Consider the following 12,253-nt stretch of genomic DNA (forward strand, 5'->3'; position numbering starts at 1 on the left):
ACCGATGACCACGATCTACAACGGGTCGAAGGGCCCGACTGAAATATCCACCATGAACGGCAAGCACGCCGCGACCGCCGCCGCAAAGCTGCGCCGGGAAGCGCCGGAGCGCGTTACCGAGATCGAGGCGCTGGAGGCGCATGCCGCGCGCATGGCCATCGAGCACGCCGCGCCGGATGAAAACCCGCGCGCTGTGATCGGCGGCAACATGCCGCCCGAGGAAATCGAACCGGTGACCGCGTCCACCGATGGTCCCGCAACGATTGCCGGCCGCAACGCAGTCGAAATCCACATTGCCGACCTGCTCGCCGAAGCCAGCAACTGGGCCGATGGTGTGCCGCTGGAATCGGAAGACCAGGCCTCGCAGGTCGCAAAGCTGGTGCGGATGCTCCAGGACGCTGGCAAGCTGGTCGACGAGACGGCCGACGAGGAAAAGCGGCCGCTCAATGAAGCGCTGGCCGAGATCGGCACCTGGCGGAATGGCTGGCTGGCCAAGGGGCTCAAGCGCACGCCCGATGGCAAAATCACGACCGCGCTTTCTGCGCTGGGCCGCCTCTCCACGGGCTGGCTGATCAAGCTCGAGCACGATCGGCAGGCGCGTGAAGCCGCAGCCGCCAAGGCTGCCGCCGAAGCCGCAGCCGCCGCGCTCGCAGCCAAACAGGAGGCCGAGGTCACTACTGATCTGGCCGTGGTCGATGACGCGCAGGACAAGATGGCCGAGGCCATGTCGCTGATCAAGCAGGCGCAGGGCATCGGCAAGGCCAAGGTTCGCGTCGACAGCGGCGAGGGCTTTCGCGCGCAGGCCTTGCGGTCATTTTGGACCGCCATCCCCACCGAGGAAGATGGCGCGTGGACCGCGGCGCTCAAGCACTATCTGCCAAATCCGGAATTCCAGCAGGAACTGCGCGAGATGATCAAGCGCTGGGCGCACCGCGACGCCCAAACCGAGGCCGGCCGTGCCCATCCAATCCCTGGCTTCCGGTTCAATGAGGATCGGAGGGCCGCATAATGGCCGGCAGCGTGAACAAGGTCATTCTGGTGGGCAACTTGGGGGCTGATCCCGAGGTGAAGTCCTTCCAGAACGGCGGCCAGCTTTGCAATCTGCGCATCGCCACTTCCGAAAGCTGGAAGGACCGGCAGACTGGCGAGCGCAAAGAGCGGGTCGAGTGGCATAGCGTCTCGATCCAGTCCGAAGGCCTGGTGGGTATCGCCCAGCGCTACCTGCGCAAGGGCAGCAAGGTCTACATCGAAGGGCAGCTTCGCACCCGCAAGTGGCAAGACCAGAGCGGCCAGGACCGGTACACGACCGAAATCCTCGTCGCCGGCATCACTGGCAGCCTCACCATGCTGGATAGCCCACAGGGCGGCCAGGGCAGTCAGGAACGCAGTGGCGGGGGAGGTTGGGGCGGTCAGCGCGAAGAGCGCGCCGGTCAGCGCAGCACGGGCAGCTGGGGCAACTCCAGAGGCAGCAGCAGCTTCGGCGGCAGCTTCGCCGACGATGACCTGGACGACGACATTCCGTTCTGATGCTCCCCGCCACCACTGAAATCCCCTGCATTCGACACGAAAGGGCAGCCAGATGAGCGCCGCCGATCGTCCCCCTCTGCTATTCAAGGCGCACCTTGGAATGCTCCGCCCCGCCAATCGTGCGGCCGAAGAGGCAATGCGCGAGATCAAGGGCAACGTCCGTTGCGAGATCAAGGGCGGGATCGCCAACCAGCGCCGTCGCGGGCTCTATTGGGCCGTCGCCCACCTTGTCGTGCCGCTGCTCAATGAACGGTTTCGCCTGACGCTCGACGAGCAGGACCTGCACGATATCACCCGTGCGAAGCTGCGGATGTGCGACGAGATCAAGCTGCCCAGCGGCGAGGTCCACCGCAAGCTGTGGTCAACCAGCAACCGCGCCATGAACGAGGCCGAGCGCGCAGCGTTCACCGACAAGGCGCTTGCTCTGTGGTCAACCTGGTGCGGCGTGGACGTGACCACGCTGCGCGCCGAAGCCGAAAGGCTGGCCGCATGAGCTGGTCCCCGCAGCAGGAGCGCGCGATTGCTGACGTTGGCGCGTGGCTGGCCGATCCAGACGGCAAGCAGGTCTACCGCGTGTTCGGCTATGCCGGCACCGGCAAGACCACAATCGCCAAGGAACTGGCCAACAAGGTCAAGGGCACCGTTCTCTATGCGACCTTCACCGGCAAGGCAGCACTTCAACTGCGCCGCAAAGGCTGTGCCGACGCCTCGACGATCCATTCGCTGATCTACAGCGTGGAGGTCTGCGACAAGACAGGTGAGGCCAAGTTTCGGCTCGACGCTGAAAGCGCACTGGCCGATGCCGCGCTGCTGGTCGTGGACGAGGTGTCCATGGTCGGGGAGGATCTGGCGCGCGATCTGCTGAGCTTTGGCGTGCGCATCCTCGTGCTGGGCGATCCCGCGCAGCTTCCGCCGGTCAAGGGCGAAGGCTTTTTCATCAACGAAGAGCCCGACGTCATGCTGACCGAGGTGCACCGGCAAGCCCAAGACAATCCGATCATCCGCATGAGCATGGACGTTCGCGCTGGCACTGCGCTGTGCCCCGGCCAGTATGGTGAAAGCCTTGTCGTTCGCCGCGAGGGCATCGGCAAGGACCGCATGCGCGAACTGGTCTTGGGCGCTGACCAGTTGTTGTGTGGGCTCAATCGGACCCGCCAGACGTTCAATGCCCGCATTCGGGCGCTCAAGGGCCTTGCCGGGGCCGCCCAGCCTTGGCACCCGACCGTCGGCGACCGTCTCATCTGTCTGCGGAACAATCGCGAAAAGCGCATTTTCAACGGCGGGCTTTGGAGCGTCGATTCAGCCCGCCCCAAGGAGGCCAGTCTCCAGTTGCGCGTGACGTCGCAGGACGAGAAGCGCGACCCGATCCGCATCCGGGTGCTGGAACAGTTCTTCGCTGGCACCGAGCAGGAGCTCGACTGGCGCACGCGTCGCCAGTCCGACGAGTTCACCTTTGGCTGGGCGATCACTACGCACAAGAGCCAGGGCTCCCAGTGGGACAGTGTCGTGGCGTTCGACGAAAGCGCCGCCTTTCGGGATGCCCGGAGCAACTGGCTTTACACCGCCATCACCCGCGCCGCCGAGCGCGTCACCGTGGTGCTGTGATGTGGCCTGGCAACCGAACCCTGGCCGCATTCCGCGTGACGCCCTCTTGCTCGACGAACTTGGCCACGTTGCCGGATACCGTCGCGTCCATGTGCGCCTTTTCAACGGCTACGACAGCCGGGCGAAAGGGCATGAGCCCTGGCCGGCCGGCGGCGGGAAGCCCCCGACGCAATGGGCGATCTCCCGCCCGGCGCACCCCTTCGAAATCCGCGAATATGAGGTGGCCTGACCATGGCTGATTTTCCTGGCCCATACCACTCCACGGGCAAGCAGGTGCTGCGCAATGGCGCGCACTTCCTCGACGCCTGCAGCCCTGAAACCGCCGCCGCCCTGGCGCTGCTGCTCAACCACGCGCGCGTCGCTGTCTGTCCCGGCCTGCCGATCGAAGAGCTCGAGCAGATGAAGAAGGTGCTTTGGTCGTGAGGGAGCTCTTCATCGACGGATTCGCAGGCGGTGGCGGCGCGTCCACCGGTATCGCCCAGGCGATCGGCCGTTGCGTCGACATCGCCGTGAACCACAGCCCCACCGCTATCGCGATCCACAAGGCCAACCATCCCACCACCGAGCATTTCTGCCAGGATATCCGCTCGCTCTGGCCTTCTGCGGCCACGCGGCTGCGGCCGGTTGGCGGCGCCTGGTTCTCGCCCGATTGCAAGGAATACAGCAAGGCCAAGGGCGGCCCAGTCAAGGACCGCCATATCCGTGCGCTGTCCGATGAAGTGGAGGTCTGGCTCAAGGAAACCCAGCCACGCGTGGCCTATCTCGAAAACGTCGAGGAATACGAGACGGCCGGCCCGCTAGATGAGCACGGCCATGAGATCAAGGAAATGCGCGGCCTGCCGTTCAAGCGCCGCGTCGCGCGCTGGCGTCGGCTTGGTTACCGCGTGCAGCACCGAAAACTGCGCGCCTGCGACTATGGCGCCCCGACTGTCCGGCGCCGGCTCTACGTGCTGATGCGTCGCGATGGCCTGCCGATCGTGTGGCCCAAGCCCACCCACGGCCACCCCGATAGCCCAGCGGTGAAGAGCGGCAGGCTACTGCCCTGGCGCACTGCCGCCGAATGCCTCGACTGGTCGATCTCCTGCCCGTCGATCTTCGACCGCAAACGCGAACTGGCCGACGCCACAAAGCGGCGCATTGCCCACGGCGTGATGCGCTATGTGGTCAATGCTGCCCGGCCGTTCATCGTCAATATCGACGGCGTCGATCACCACCTTCGCTCCCCGCATATCACGAAGTTCTATACCGGCAGCGTTGGCGCCGACATGCAAGCGCCAATGCCCACCGTGACGGCCAACGGACAGCCAGCCCGCCAAGCCGGTGCGACGCCGCTGGGTATGGTTGAAGCGCAGATCGCCCCGTTCATCAGCTTTGGTCAGCAGGGCGGCCGCAACCGGTCCGCCGATGCGCCGATGCACACGGTGTGCGCTTCGACCAAGGACACGAACAGCATCGCAGCGGTAGTGCTGCAGAAGTTCGCCAGCGGTAACGCGCCAGCCCAGGTTGATGAGCCGGCGCAGACCATCGAATGCAAGTCGAAGCACTCTATGGTGACCGCCTTCCTGTCTAGCTTCTATGGCAGCGACGCGAAGAATGGCGGCGGCAACCCGAGCGCGCCGCTGCGCACCGTGCGTGCCGGCGGCCAGCATCACGCTATCGTCGCCGCACACATCGAACAGGCCAACGGCGGCCCGCGCATGCGCAACGCCGCCGGCCGCGCTGCCACCGTGCCGCTTTCGACGGTCACCACCACCGGCTCGCAACAGCGCCTGGTGCAGACCACGCTGGTAGAGCAGGACGCCCTACCGCCCGAACTGCTGTCGCGCGCGGTCATGACAGCCGCGTTCCTGGTGAAGTATTACGGCACTGACAGCGACAACGAGACCGCGCAGAGCCAGGCCGTGGACCGGCCCATGGATACCGTTACGACAAAGGCCCGGTTCGCCGTCGTCACGGTCACGATTGACGCCACCACCTATGTGATTGTCGATATCGGCCTGCGCATGCTCACCCCGCGCGAACTGGCCCGCGCCCAGGGCTTCCCCGAAGACTATGTGCTCGATCCCGTGGTGCGCAAGTTCCTGCGCGGCAAGTGGGTGGAGCGCAAGCTCACCATCTCCGAGCAGATCAGCGCGATCGGCAACAGCGTCTGCCCGCCCGTGGCGCGCGCACTGGTCGCCGCCAACCAACCCGAATTTTGCGAACGCGAGGAGGCGCAGGCGGCATGATCAAATCCGCCTTCCTCTCATCGAAGTCTCCCGGCGGGCAGTTGGGGGCAGGGAAGCGCAGTTTGCGGTCGCGGCTCTGCTGGCGGCGTGGCGGGTATTTCGGCATCTGGGCAAGGCTCCTTTCTGGCCTGCCCATGCTTTCGGCCAATCGCCGATCGCTTTCCCCCGGCGGTTTTTCCGGGCGGGCAGTGCCAGCGCCTCATGGCCCGGCTCGCGCTTTTCGGCAGGGCGGTTCCGATAGCCTCGCCATCATTCAGATCACCGCAATCGCTGTGCATGCGAGGGCGGACAAGGAGGATTGTCGCCATGGCTGAAACCCCGCACGAGTGCTTCACCGTGGCAAGCACCAACTACATTCGCAACCTGGGTGAAGAAGACCGTCGGGGCGAGCACATCGCTATTCATTATGGGAAGCCTCCTGTCCGCAATAATGAGACGGGCACCGTCACCTTTGGGCTGATATTCCCTCTCCTGATCGTATCGCTCTATTCCAGCGAGCGGGAGCAGGTTGCCGAGCGTGTGGCCGAGATCCTCAACGCTCATTGGGACAGCCACGGCCAGCACGACCCGCGCGATGCGCTGATCGCGCAAATGGCTGCGGCGTTGCAAAGCCTAATCCCGGCGAACCTCTGCACCAGCAACGCCAACGTGCCCGATGATACGATCATCCCGGTCGATATGACCATGGGTGACGTGCGCGCGGCCGTCGCGGCGCTGACAGCCATGGAGGTGCGCCATGGCTGAGAAATGCATCCCCTGCGCCGGCAAGGGCTTCCGCTGGGTCAGGGGCCGCACCGGCCAAGCCCACATGGTCAAGCGCCAGTGCCAATATTGCAAGGGCACCGGGCGCGCCAAGCAAACTGGAAAGGGCCGTGGGAATGGCTGATCTGTCCGGCCTGATCGCGCGCGTAGAGGCTGGCCGCATCAAGGCTCTGTCGATCAAGCAGCCCTATCCGCACCATATCTTTTACGATGGGAAGGATGTTGAGAACCGCGATTGGCCCACCAAGGGCCGGGGCTGGTTCATCATCCACGCCGGAGTGTCCAAGAGCGAACTCGACACTGATGATGCGGAAGAGATGGCTATGCCGCGCGGTGGGATCGTCGGCATGGCGCGCATTGTAGATTGCGTGACCAAGATGGACAGCCGGTGGTTCTTTGGCCGCTTTGGCTTTGTCCTCCGGGATGCTTTCCCGGTCGATTTGATCCCGTGCCGTGGGCAGTTGGGGTTTTTCCTGCCACCGCCGGATGCGCTTGCTGCACTGGCCGAGATCCTGCGCGCGAAGGAGGCGGCCCATGTTTGACCGCGAACACCTGCCAATCATCGCGGCGTTCATCGAGCAACTTGCCGACCGGTCGGAAGCGTTCGCTCGCGCTGCAGGCGTGGGTGGCATGGAAACGGCCGGCCACCTGATCAGCTACCTGGCTGAGCGCCCGCGCGACCTCGAACCCTTCCTCAATGGCGGGTTCATGGAACTGCCCGATCGCTGGATCGAGCATGGCCGCCTGACCCACCACGCGCTGAACGGCAAGATCGTGCATCCCGAGCAGGTGCGGCGCGCGCGGGTGGTCAAGGCGATGGAGAAGGGAGGGCCGGCGGCATGATCGTGCGCATCGGCCCCGCCACGCTCCACTTGGGCGATGCCTATCAGATCCGGCCCACGCTCGGCTTCATGGACGCCGACGTGATGGACCCGCCCTATGAATTCCGCGCCACCGGCGGTGGTCACTATCGCAAGAACCGCAAGGGCATGGACCAGATCGTGGACGAAGGCCTTGACCAGGGCTTTGACCACCGCGTGATCAACCCGCTGCTCTGCGGTGCAGCGATCGTGTTTTGTCACAACGATCAATTGCCGAAGCTGCTGCCGTACCTCGACGGTTCGTTCAAGCGGCAGGCAGTCTGCATCTGGCGCAAACGCAACCCCCAGCCGGTGGCTAACAAGCACTATCGGCCGGTGTTCGAGTTCTACGTGCATGCCTGGAACGATGGCTATCACCCGCAGGGCGCGCTTGCTGACCTTGATCGCCAGGTGACGGCATACTCGCCGCGCGGCGCAGACAAGTTCGGCCATCCAACGGTGAAGCCCGATGCTGTCATGGACAAGATCATGGCGAATGTCGCCGGCGAGCGCGTCTGCGATCCCTTCATGGGCACCGGCAGCACCGGCGTGGCGGCCCTGCGCGCCGGCAAGCAGTTCGTGGGCATCGAGAAGAACCCGACCCATTTCCAGACCGCCGTCGATCGAATCACTGCGACTTGGCACAGCATCCAGCAGGAGGCAGCATGACCAGCGCCACCCCATGCGAGGCCCTGGTGCGCCTCGACCGCAAAATCAGCAAGGCATTGTCCACCGGCAAGGGCGTGAAGCTCGGCGGCGACGAATTGGCGCTGCTGGCGGGAATCGGCATGATCGAACAACTCGCCGATTCGAAGGCGAAAGCATTGAAGGAACAGGCCCGGTGTCTACAGTTAAGGGTGGCGTCTATCAGAGAGGGCCGTTCTGGCTCGATCTCGTCAGGGGCGCCGACGGCAAGCCTGCGAGCGATCGATGGTACATCTGGTGGTATGACGCCGCCGCAGGACGCCAGCAGCGCAAGAGCACGCGCACGAGCGACGTTCGGTTAGGGTGCGAACGGCTCGACGAGCACTACCTGGCCGCGCACACGCCCACCGAGGCCGACAAGGCGATCTACTCGGTGCACGACGCTATCACCGACTATTGGATCGAGCACGGCCAGCACCTGCCCAGCGCCGACGCGATCAAGTCGCGGTCGAAGCTCATGGTGCGATTTCTCGACGTCGAGACGGCGGCCGGGCGACTGCCCGATATGATTCGGCCCGACCTCATCGATGACAGGGTGATCGAGAGGTTCCGCGCTTGGGCGCTGGCCGATCCGCTGGTGGCACGGAAGAAGGATGCCGACGGCAACTGGACAGACGGCAAGGTTCGCTTCCGTGCACCTTCCACGGTTGAGGAGGCGGTGATCCAGCTGAAAGCTGCTCTCAACCATGCCTACCGGGCGAGGCGCATCGTTTACCTGCCGCCGCTCCAGCACAAGACGCGCGACAAGGTGACGCCGGCGCGCACCTATCGCCTTTCCGTCGATGCCTTGGGCGAACTGCTCGACTATAGCCTGGTCGGCGCGGGCAAGTATGCTGGGCATGCCGATCGGCTCCTGCCGCTGCGCCGCTACCTGATCGCCGCGATTTGCACGCTGGCCCGGCCCGACGCCATTTTCGACCTCTCGGTGGCTCCGGCGCGCCAGCAATGGCACCGCAACGCCGGGCTGCTCGATCTGAACCCAGCCGGCCGCATCCAGACCAAGAAGGTCCGGCCGACGCTGCCCGTGGTGCCGCTGCTCGATTCGTGGCTCAAGGCCACCGACGAATGGTTTATCTGCCGTGAGGTGCGCAGCTTCGACGATCGCCAACAGATCGACGTGGTCGAACAGGTCGGCGTCGATTCGATCCGCACCGCATGGGACGGCGCCCGCGAGAAGCTGGGTATCCCGGCGGGGTGGGGGCCAAAGCTGATCCGCCACAGCATGGCGACGATTCTGGCCGGGCGCCGCGTCGATCTGATCGAACTGGAAATGGCCCTAGGGCACCGCGTGCTGAGCAAGACCAGCAGTCGCTATGCTATCTTCGATCCGGGCTATCTCGGTACGGTTAAGGCCGGGATCGAGGACGTGATTTCCGACCTCACCAGGATTGCCGGGCCGGCACTTCACGCAAAACTCACGCAAAAGGAGACGAACGTTGCCGTACTCAGAGCATGAAAAAGCCCCGCAAAAGCGGGGCGATTTCATTACCTTATCGATGGTGGGCGTAGCAAGGATTGAACTTGCGACCCCTACGATGTCAACATAGTGCTCTACCACTGAGCTATACGCCCGGCACCATCGATTTTCCGTCAGCCGCTCGGCGTCGGGAGCGCCCCACTACCTTTGCCGTTTTGCCTTGGCAAGGGGGCAAATGTGGTTTTTTACGCAGCGTTGGCAAAGATGCGGTCGACCTCCATCACCAGGTCGCGCAAGTGGAACGGCTTGGACAGCACGCGGGCCTGCGGTGCCTCGCGATTGGCCTTGAGGGTGACGGCGGCAAACCCGGTGATGAACATCACTTTGGTGGAAGGGCTGATTTCGTTGCAGCGCTGGGCAAGCTCGATCCCGTCCATTTCCGGCATGACGATATCCGACAGCAGCAGGTCGAAACGCTCGCGTTCCAGCAGGGGCACGGCCGCGGTGCCCCGATCGACGGCCACCACGCTGTAGCCGGCGTTTTCCAGCGCGCGCGCCAGATAAGTGCGCATGGCTTCCTCGTCTTCGGCCAGCAGGATGCGGATCATGTTACCCTTCTGATTTTCCATGTCGTTTTCCAGATGCACCCGGCAGTCGCGCGTCGCCGTTGCCGGCGGGGCACGCAGCCGGGGTGCTGCTATAGCGCCCGGCGGGTTAACAATCTCCGGCCGCCAGCATCGGCTTTATCGGCCGCGTCCTTTGCCCGCTTTTGCACCCGTGGGGTTTTGACAGAACGCGCAAAGCATTGCAGCCAATGGGCATGGATGCAACCGATGGTCCCGCCCCTGATTCGTGCCGCGATGGGGCAGTGCCTGCATCCCATTCCTGTGTGCCTGCCACAAGCCAGGATAGCGTGACCCAGGCCGAAGGTGGTGCGATTCCCGGTGATGCAGGGCCGGCCTTTGTCCTGCATCGCCCGATGCCCGCGCCGATCCCTGTGGTCATTGCCGTGCCCCATGCCGGCCGGGCCTATCCGCCAGGCCTGCTTGCCGCGATGCGCCAGCCCGCGCAGGCCGCGCAACGGCTGGAAGACCGCCTTGTCGATCTGGTGGCGCAGGCCGTGGCGCGGCAGACCGGCGCGGCCTTGCTGATCGCGCGGGCGCCCCGCGCGATGATCGATCTCAATCGCGCGCCCGACGATCTCGATCGCGAAATGATCCTGCCCGATCCCGCCCTGCCCGATTTTCCGCCGGTTGCGCGCGGGCCGATGGCGGCGCGCCGCGCGCATAGCGGGCTGGGCCTGGTGCCGCGCCGTCTGGCCGGGCTGGGCGATATCTGGCGCCAGCGCACCCCGGCAGCAGAAATCCAGGCGCGAATCACCGGCATTCATGCGCCTTATCACCTGGCCCTGGCGCAAGTGCTGGCCGACCTGGCATCGCGCTGGGGTGCGGCCCTGCTGATCGATTTGCATTCCATGCCGCCCCTGGCGCGTCGGGAAGAAGGGGAGTTGCCACCCACCTACGTGCTGGGGGACCGATTCGGCGCGGCCTGTGCCGGCCCGCTGATGGCGGCGGCCTTTGCCCATCTGGCCGCCTGCGGCGCGCGGGCGGCACACAATCGCCCTTACGCCGGCGGTTATGGCCTGGAACGGCAAGCCCGGCGCGAGGCGGGGGTGCATGCGGTGCAGGTGGAAATCGACCGCAGCGCCTATCTCGATGCGGCGCTGGCCGAACCGGGCGCAGGGCTCGCCGATGTGGTGGAAACCGTCACCGGGCTGGTGCGCGTGCTGGCGGGCGAAGTCGCCGCTCTGGGCCAGGCAGCGCAGCGATGGCCGCGCGCGGCCGAATAAGGCCAAGAAAAAACCACCTGGAGACGTATCTCCAGGTGGCCAAGGTTCAGGGAGGAGGTGCACCAAGTGCACCAATCAGACCGGGCCATGAGGGGAGCGCCGGCCTGATGTGATGAAGATAGGCAACACTTCCGAACCATGCAAGGGGGTGATGCAGAAATTTATTGCATTTGCCGAAAATCTTTGTTTGCTGGGCAGCCCTTTCCTGAACGGGCAATACATTTGCGGTTCAGTGATGGCGCCAAGCGCCCTGATTCTCACCATTTTTTGCAGAAAAAGCATTGCCGCGGCGCGTGCCGGGTGATCATCGCGCGTGCCATCGAGCACGAAAAAAGCCCCAGCCGTTGCCGGCGGGGGCTTTCTCGTTTGGGCTTTGGCGCCGGTCATCCGGCACCAAAACGCACCGATGGCGTATTACAGCGCCGGCACGGCCACCGGGGTCGGAGCCTTGCCCTGTTCGGCCTGGATGCCGAAGATCGTGCTCATCAGGTCGAGCGAGAAGATGTGGGCATAGAGCAGCGGCAGCAGGCCGCTCTGCGCCCAGCCGCGCAGCACGTCGCCGCGGATTTCGCGCAGCTTTTCCTGGTTCACCATCTGGAACCCGCGATAGATGAACGGCTGGTCCACACCGGTCTGCTGGATGGCGACTTCGCCTTCCATCAGCAGGTTGTGCTTCTTGAGTTCATCGATGAACGCCTGCGTGCGCTGCCCGGCCTGTTCGAACTGTTCGCAGAACTGCAGGGCCTGCTTGGTCGCTTCGCTCGGCTGGTCGCCGTCGAACAGCGGCTCGCCATCCTCGAATTCGCCGACCAGGCCGCTCGACGGATCGAAGCACAGCGACAGTTCTTCGCTGTTGGGCGTGAGCTTGGCGAGCATGAAGGGATAGCGGCGCGCATAGGCGGGCAGGTAGATCGGTTGGTCGATCTTGCCTTCTTCGTTGACGAAGACGTTTACGCCTTCGTTCAGGCCCATCAGCGCCAGCGGCACGGGATTGTCGCCCGATGCGAAGATGATCGGGAAGTGGCGCGCAGCCTGCGGGAATTCTTCCACGGTCAGCGGCACGGCATGCTGGCCGATCAGCCACGGGGCCGATTGGGCGCCGCGTGCGCGCCACGTGGCGTGGTCGCGCGTGTTGAGCGGCATGAGGTCCTTGTAGAACAGGGGCAGGTTGGCTTGCGGCGCGCTGGCCATGAACTCTCTCCGAAAACGATAATGGGCCCGTGGCCAGCACGGGCGCGCGCCGGGCATAAGGCCTCAAGGGTGCAGTGACAAGCGCGAGGCCGCGCGGGACTGGGGGTTT

Annotated in this window: 17 protein-coding genes and 1 tRNA gene; 14 read left to right on the top strand and 4 right to left on the bottom strand. The window is 64.7% G+C overall.

From position 1 onward, the window contains the following. Window positions 1–4: 4 nt before the first annotated feature. The 13 genes from R9J51_RS09955 (at window position 5) to R9J51_RS10015 (ending at window position 9,143) form a co-directional block, all read left to right on the top strand. Complete coding sequence (locus tag R9J51_RS09955) at window positions 5–1,009, top strand: hypothetical protein (protein WP_179504375.1); 1,005 nt, start codon at window positions 5–7, stop codon at window positions 1,007–1,009. Further along, window positions 1,009–1,527, top strand: coding sequence for a single-stranded DNA-binding protein (ssb, locus tag R9J51_RS09960; protein ID WP_218843462.1), 519 nt, complete (start codon window positions 1,009–1,011; stop codon window positions 1,525–1,527). The genes R9J51_RS09955 and ssb overlap by 1 nt, the downstream gene beginning before the upstream one ends. A gap of 100 nt (window positions 1,528–1,627) precedes the next feature. After that, entirely contained in the window at window positions 1,628–2,020 is a 393-nt protein-coding gene (locus R9J51_RS09965) for a hypothetical protein (protein ID WP_179504376.1), read from the top strand. Then, on the top strand, window positions 1,954–3,132 hold the full coding sequence (locus tag R9J51_RS09970; protein WP_432787968.1) for an ATP-dependent DNA helicase: 1,179 nt from the start codon (window positions 1,954–1,956) through the stop codon (window positions 3,130–3,132). The genes R9J51_RS09965 and R9J51_RS09970 overlap by 67 nt, the downstream gene beginning before the upstream one ends. 46 nt (window positions 3,133–3,178) lie before the next feature. Then, window positions 3,179–3,361: a hypothetical protein gene (locus R9J51_RS09975; protein WP_179504378.1), complete on the top strand. Its 183-nt coding sequence runs from the start codon at window positions 3,179–3,181 to the stop codon at window positions 3,359–3,361. A gap of 2 nt (window positions 3,362–3,363) precedes the next feature. Further along, window positions 3,364–3,555, top strand: a complete 192-nt coding sequence (locus R9J51_RS09980) for a hypothetical protein (protein WP_179504379.1) — start codon at window positions 3,364–3,366, stop codon at window positions 3,553–3,555. Beyond that, the gene (locus R9J51_RS09985) at window positions 3,552–5,360 is read left to right on the top strand and encodes a DNA cytosine methyltransferase (protein ID WP_432787969.1); all 1,809 of its coding nucleotides are present in this window, start codon (window positions 3,552–3,554) and stop codon (window positions 5,358–5,360) included. Before R9J51_RS09980 ends, R9J51_RS09985 begins: the two co-directional genes overlap by 4 nt. Before the next feature lie 306 nt (window positions 5,361–5,666). Next, on the top strand, window positions 5,667–6,104 hold the full coding sequence (locus R9J51_RS09990; RefSeq protein WP_179504381.1) for a hypothetical protein: 438 nt from the start codon (window positions 5,667–5,669) through the stop codon (window positions 6,102–6,104). Window positions 6,105–6,238: 134 nt separating this feature from the next. Then, window positions 6,239–6,664, top strand: a complete 426-nt coding sequence (locus R9J51_RS09995) for a hypothetical protein (protein WP_179504382.1) — start codon at window positions 6,239–6,241, stop codon at window positions 6,662–6,664. After that, window positions 6,657–6,965 carry a hypothetical protein gene (locus R9J51_RS10000; RefSeq protein ID WP_179504383.1) on the top strand — a complete coding sequence of 103 codons (309 nt, stop codon included), beginning with the start codon at window positions 6,657–6,659 and terminating at the stop codon, window positions 6,963–6,965. Before R9J51_RS09995 ends, R9J51_RS10000 begins: the two co-directional genes overlap by 8 nt. Then, window positions 6,962–7,651 carry a DNA methyltransferase gene (locus R9J51_RS10005; protein WP_179504384.1) on the top strand — a complete coding sequence of 230 codons (690 nt, stop codon included), beginning with the start codon at window positions 6,962–6,964 and terminating at the stop codon, window positions 7,649–7,651. The genes R9J51_RS10000 and R9J51_RS10005 overlap by 4 nt, the downstream gene beginning before the upstream one ends. Further along, window positions 7,648–7,989: a hypothetical protein gene (locus tag R9J51_RS10010; RefSeq protein WP_218843463.1), complete on the top strand. Its 342-nt coding sequence runs from the start codon at window positions 7,648–7,650 to the stop codon at window positions 7,987–7,989. Before R9J51_RS10005 ends, R9J51_RS10010 begins: the two co-directional genes overlap by 4 nt. Window positions 7,990–8,060: 71 nt before the next feature. Beyond that, entirely contained in the window at window positions 8,061–9,143 is a 1,083-nt protein-coding gene (locus tag R9J51_RS10015; protein WP_432787970.1) for a hypothetical protein, read from the top strand. A 41-nt stretch (window positions 9,144–9,184) separates the two neighbouring features. On the opposite strand, the gene R9J51_RS10020 is transcribed toward R9J51_RS10015, so the two are convergent. Beyond that, a tRNA-Val gene (locus tag R9J51_RS10020) sits at window positions 9,185–9,259 on the bottom strand. 90 nt (window positions 9,260–9,349) lie between these two features. Next, entirely contained in the window at window positions 9,350–9,712 is a 363-nt protein-coding gene (gene cpdR, locus R9J51_RS10025; protein WP_168555437.1) for a cell cycle two-component system response regulator CpdR, read from the bottom strand. A gap of 305 nt (window positions 9,713–10,017) precedes the next feature. On the opposite strand from cpdR, the gene R9J51_RS10030 reads away from it, so the two are divergent. Next, a complete protein-coding gene (locus tag R9J51_RS10030) occupies window positions 10,018–10,953 on the top strand; it encodes an N-formylglutamate amidohydrolase (protein WP_248290247.1) in 936 nt (311 codons plus the stop codon). A gap of 75 nt (window positions 10,954–11,028) precedes the next feature. Here the strand turns inward: R9J51_RS10030 and R9J51_RS10035 are convergent, their stop codons facing one another. After that, complete coding sequence (locus tag R9J51_RS10035; protein ID WP_168554347.1) at window positions 11,029–11,340, bottom strand: hypothetical protein; 312 nt, start codon at window positions 11,338–11,340, stop codon at window positions 11,029–11,031. A gap of 27 nt (window positions 11,341–11,367) precedes the next feature. Next, window positions 11,368–12,144, bottom strand: a complete 777-nt coding sequence (locus R9J51_RS10040) for a SapC family protein (RefSeq protein ID WP_179504386.1) — start codon at window positions 12,142–12,144, stop codon at window positions 11,368–11,370. Window positions 12,145–12,253: the final 109 nt, after the last annotated feature.

The organism is Novosphingobium rhizosphaerae (assembly GCF_050920675.1).
GTDB classification, from domain to species: Bacteria; Pseudomonadota; Alphaproteobacteria; order Sphingomonadales; family Sphingomonadaceae; genus Novosphingobium; species Novosphingobium rhizosphaerae.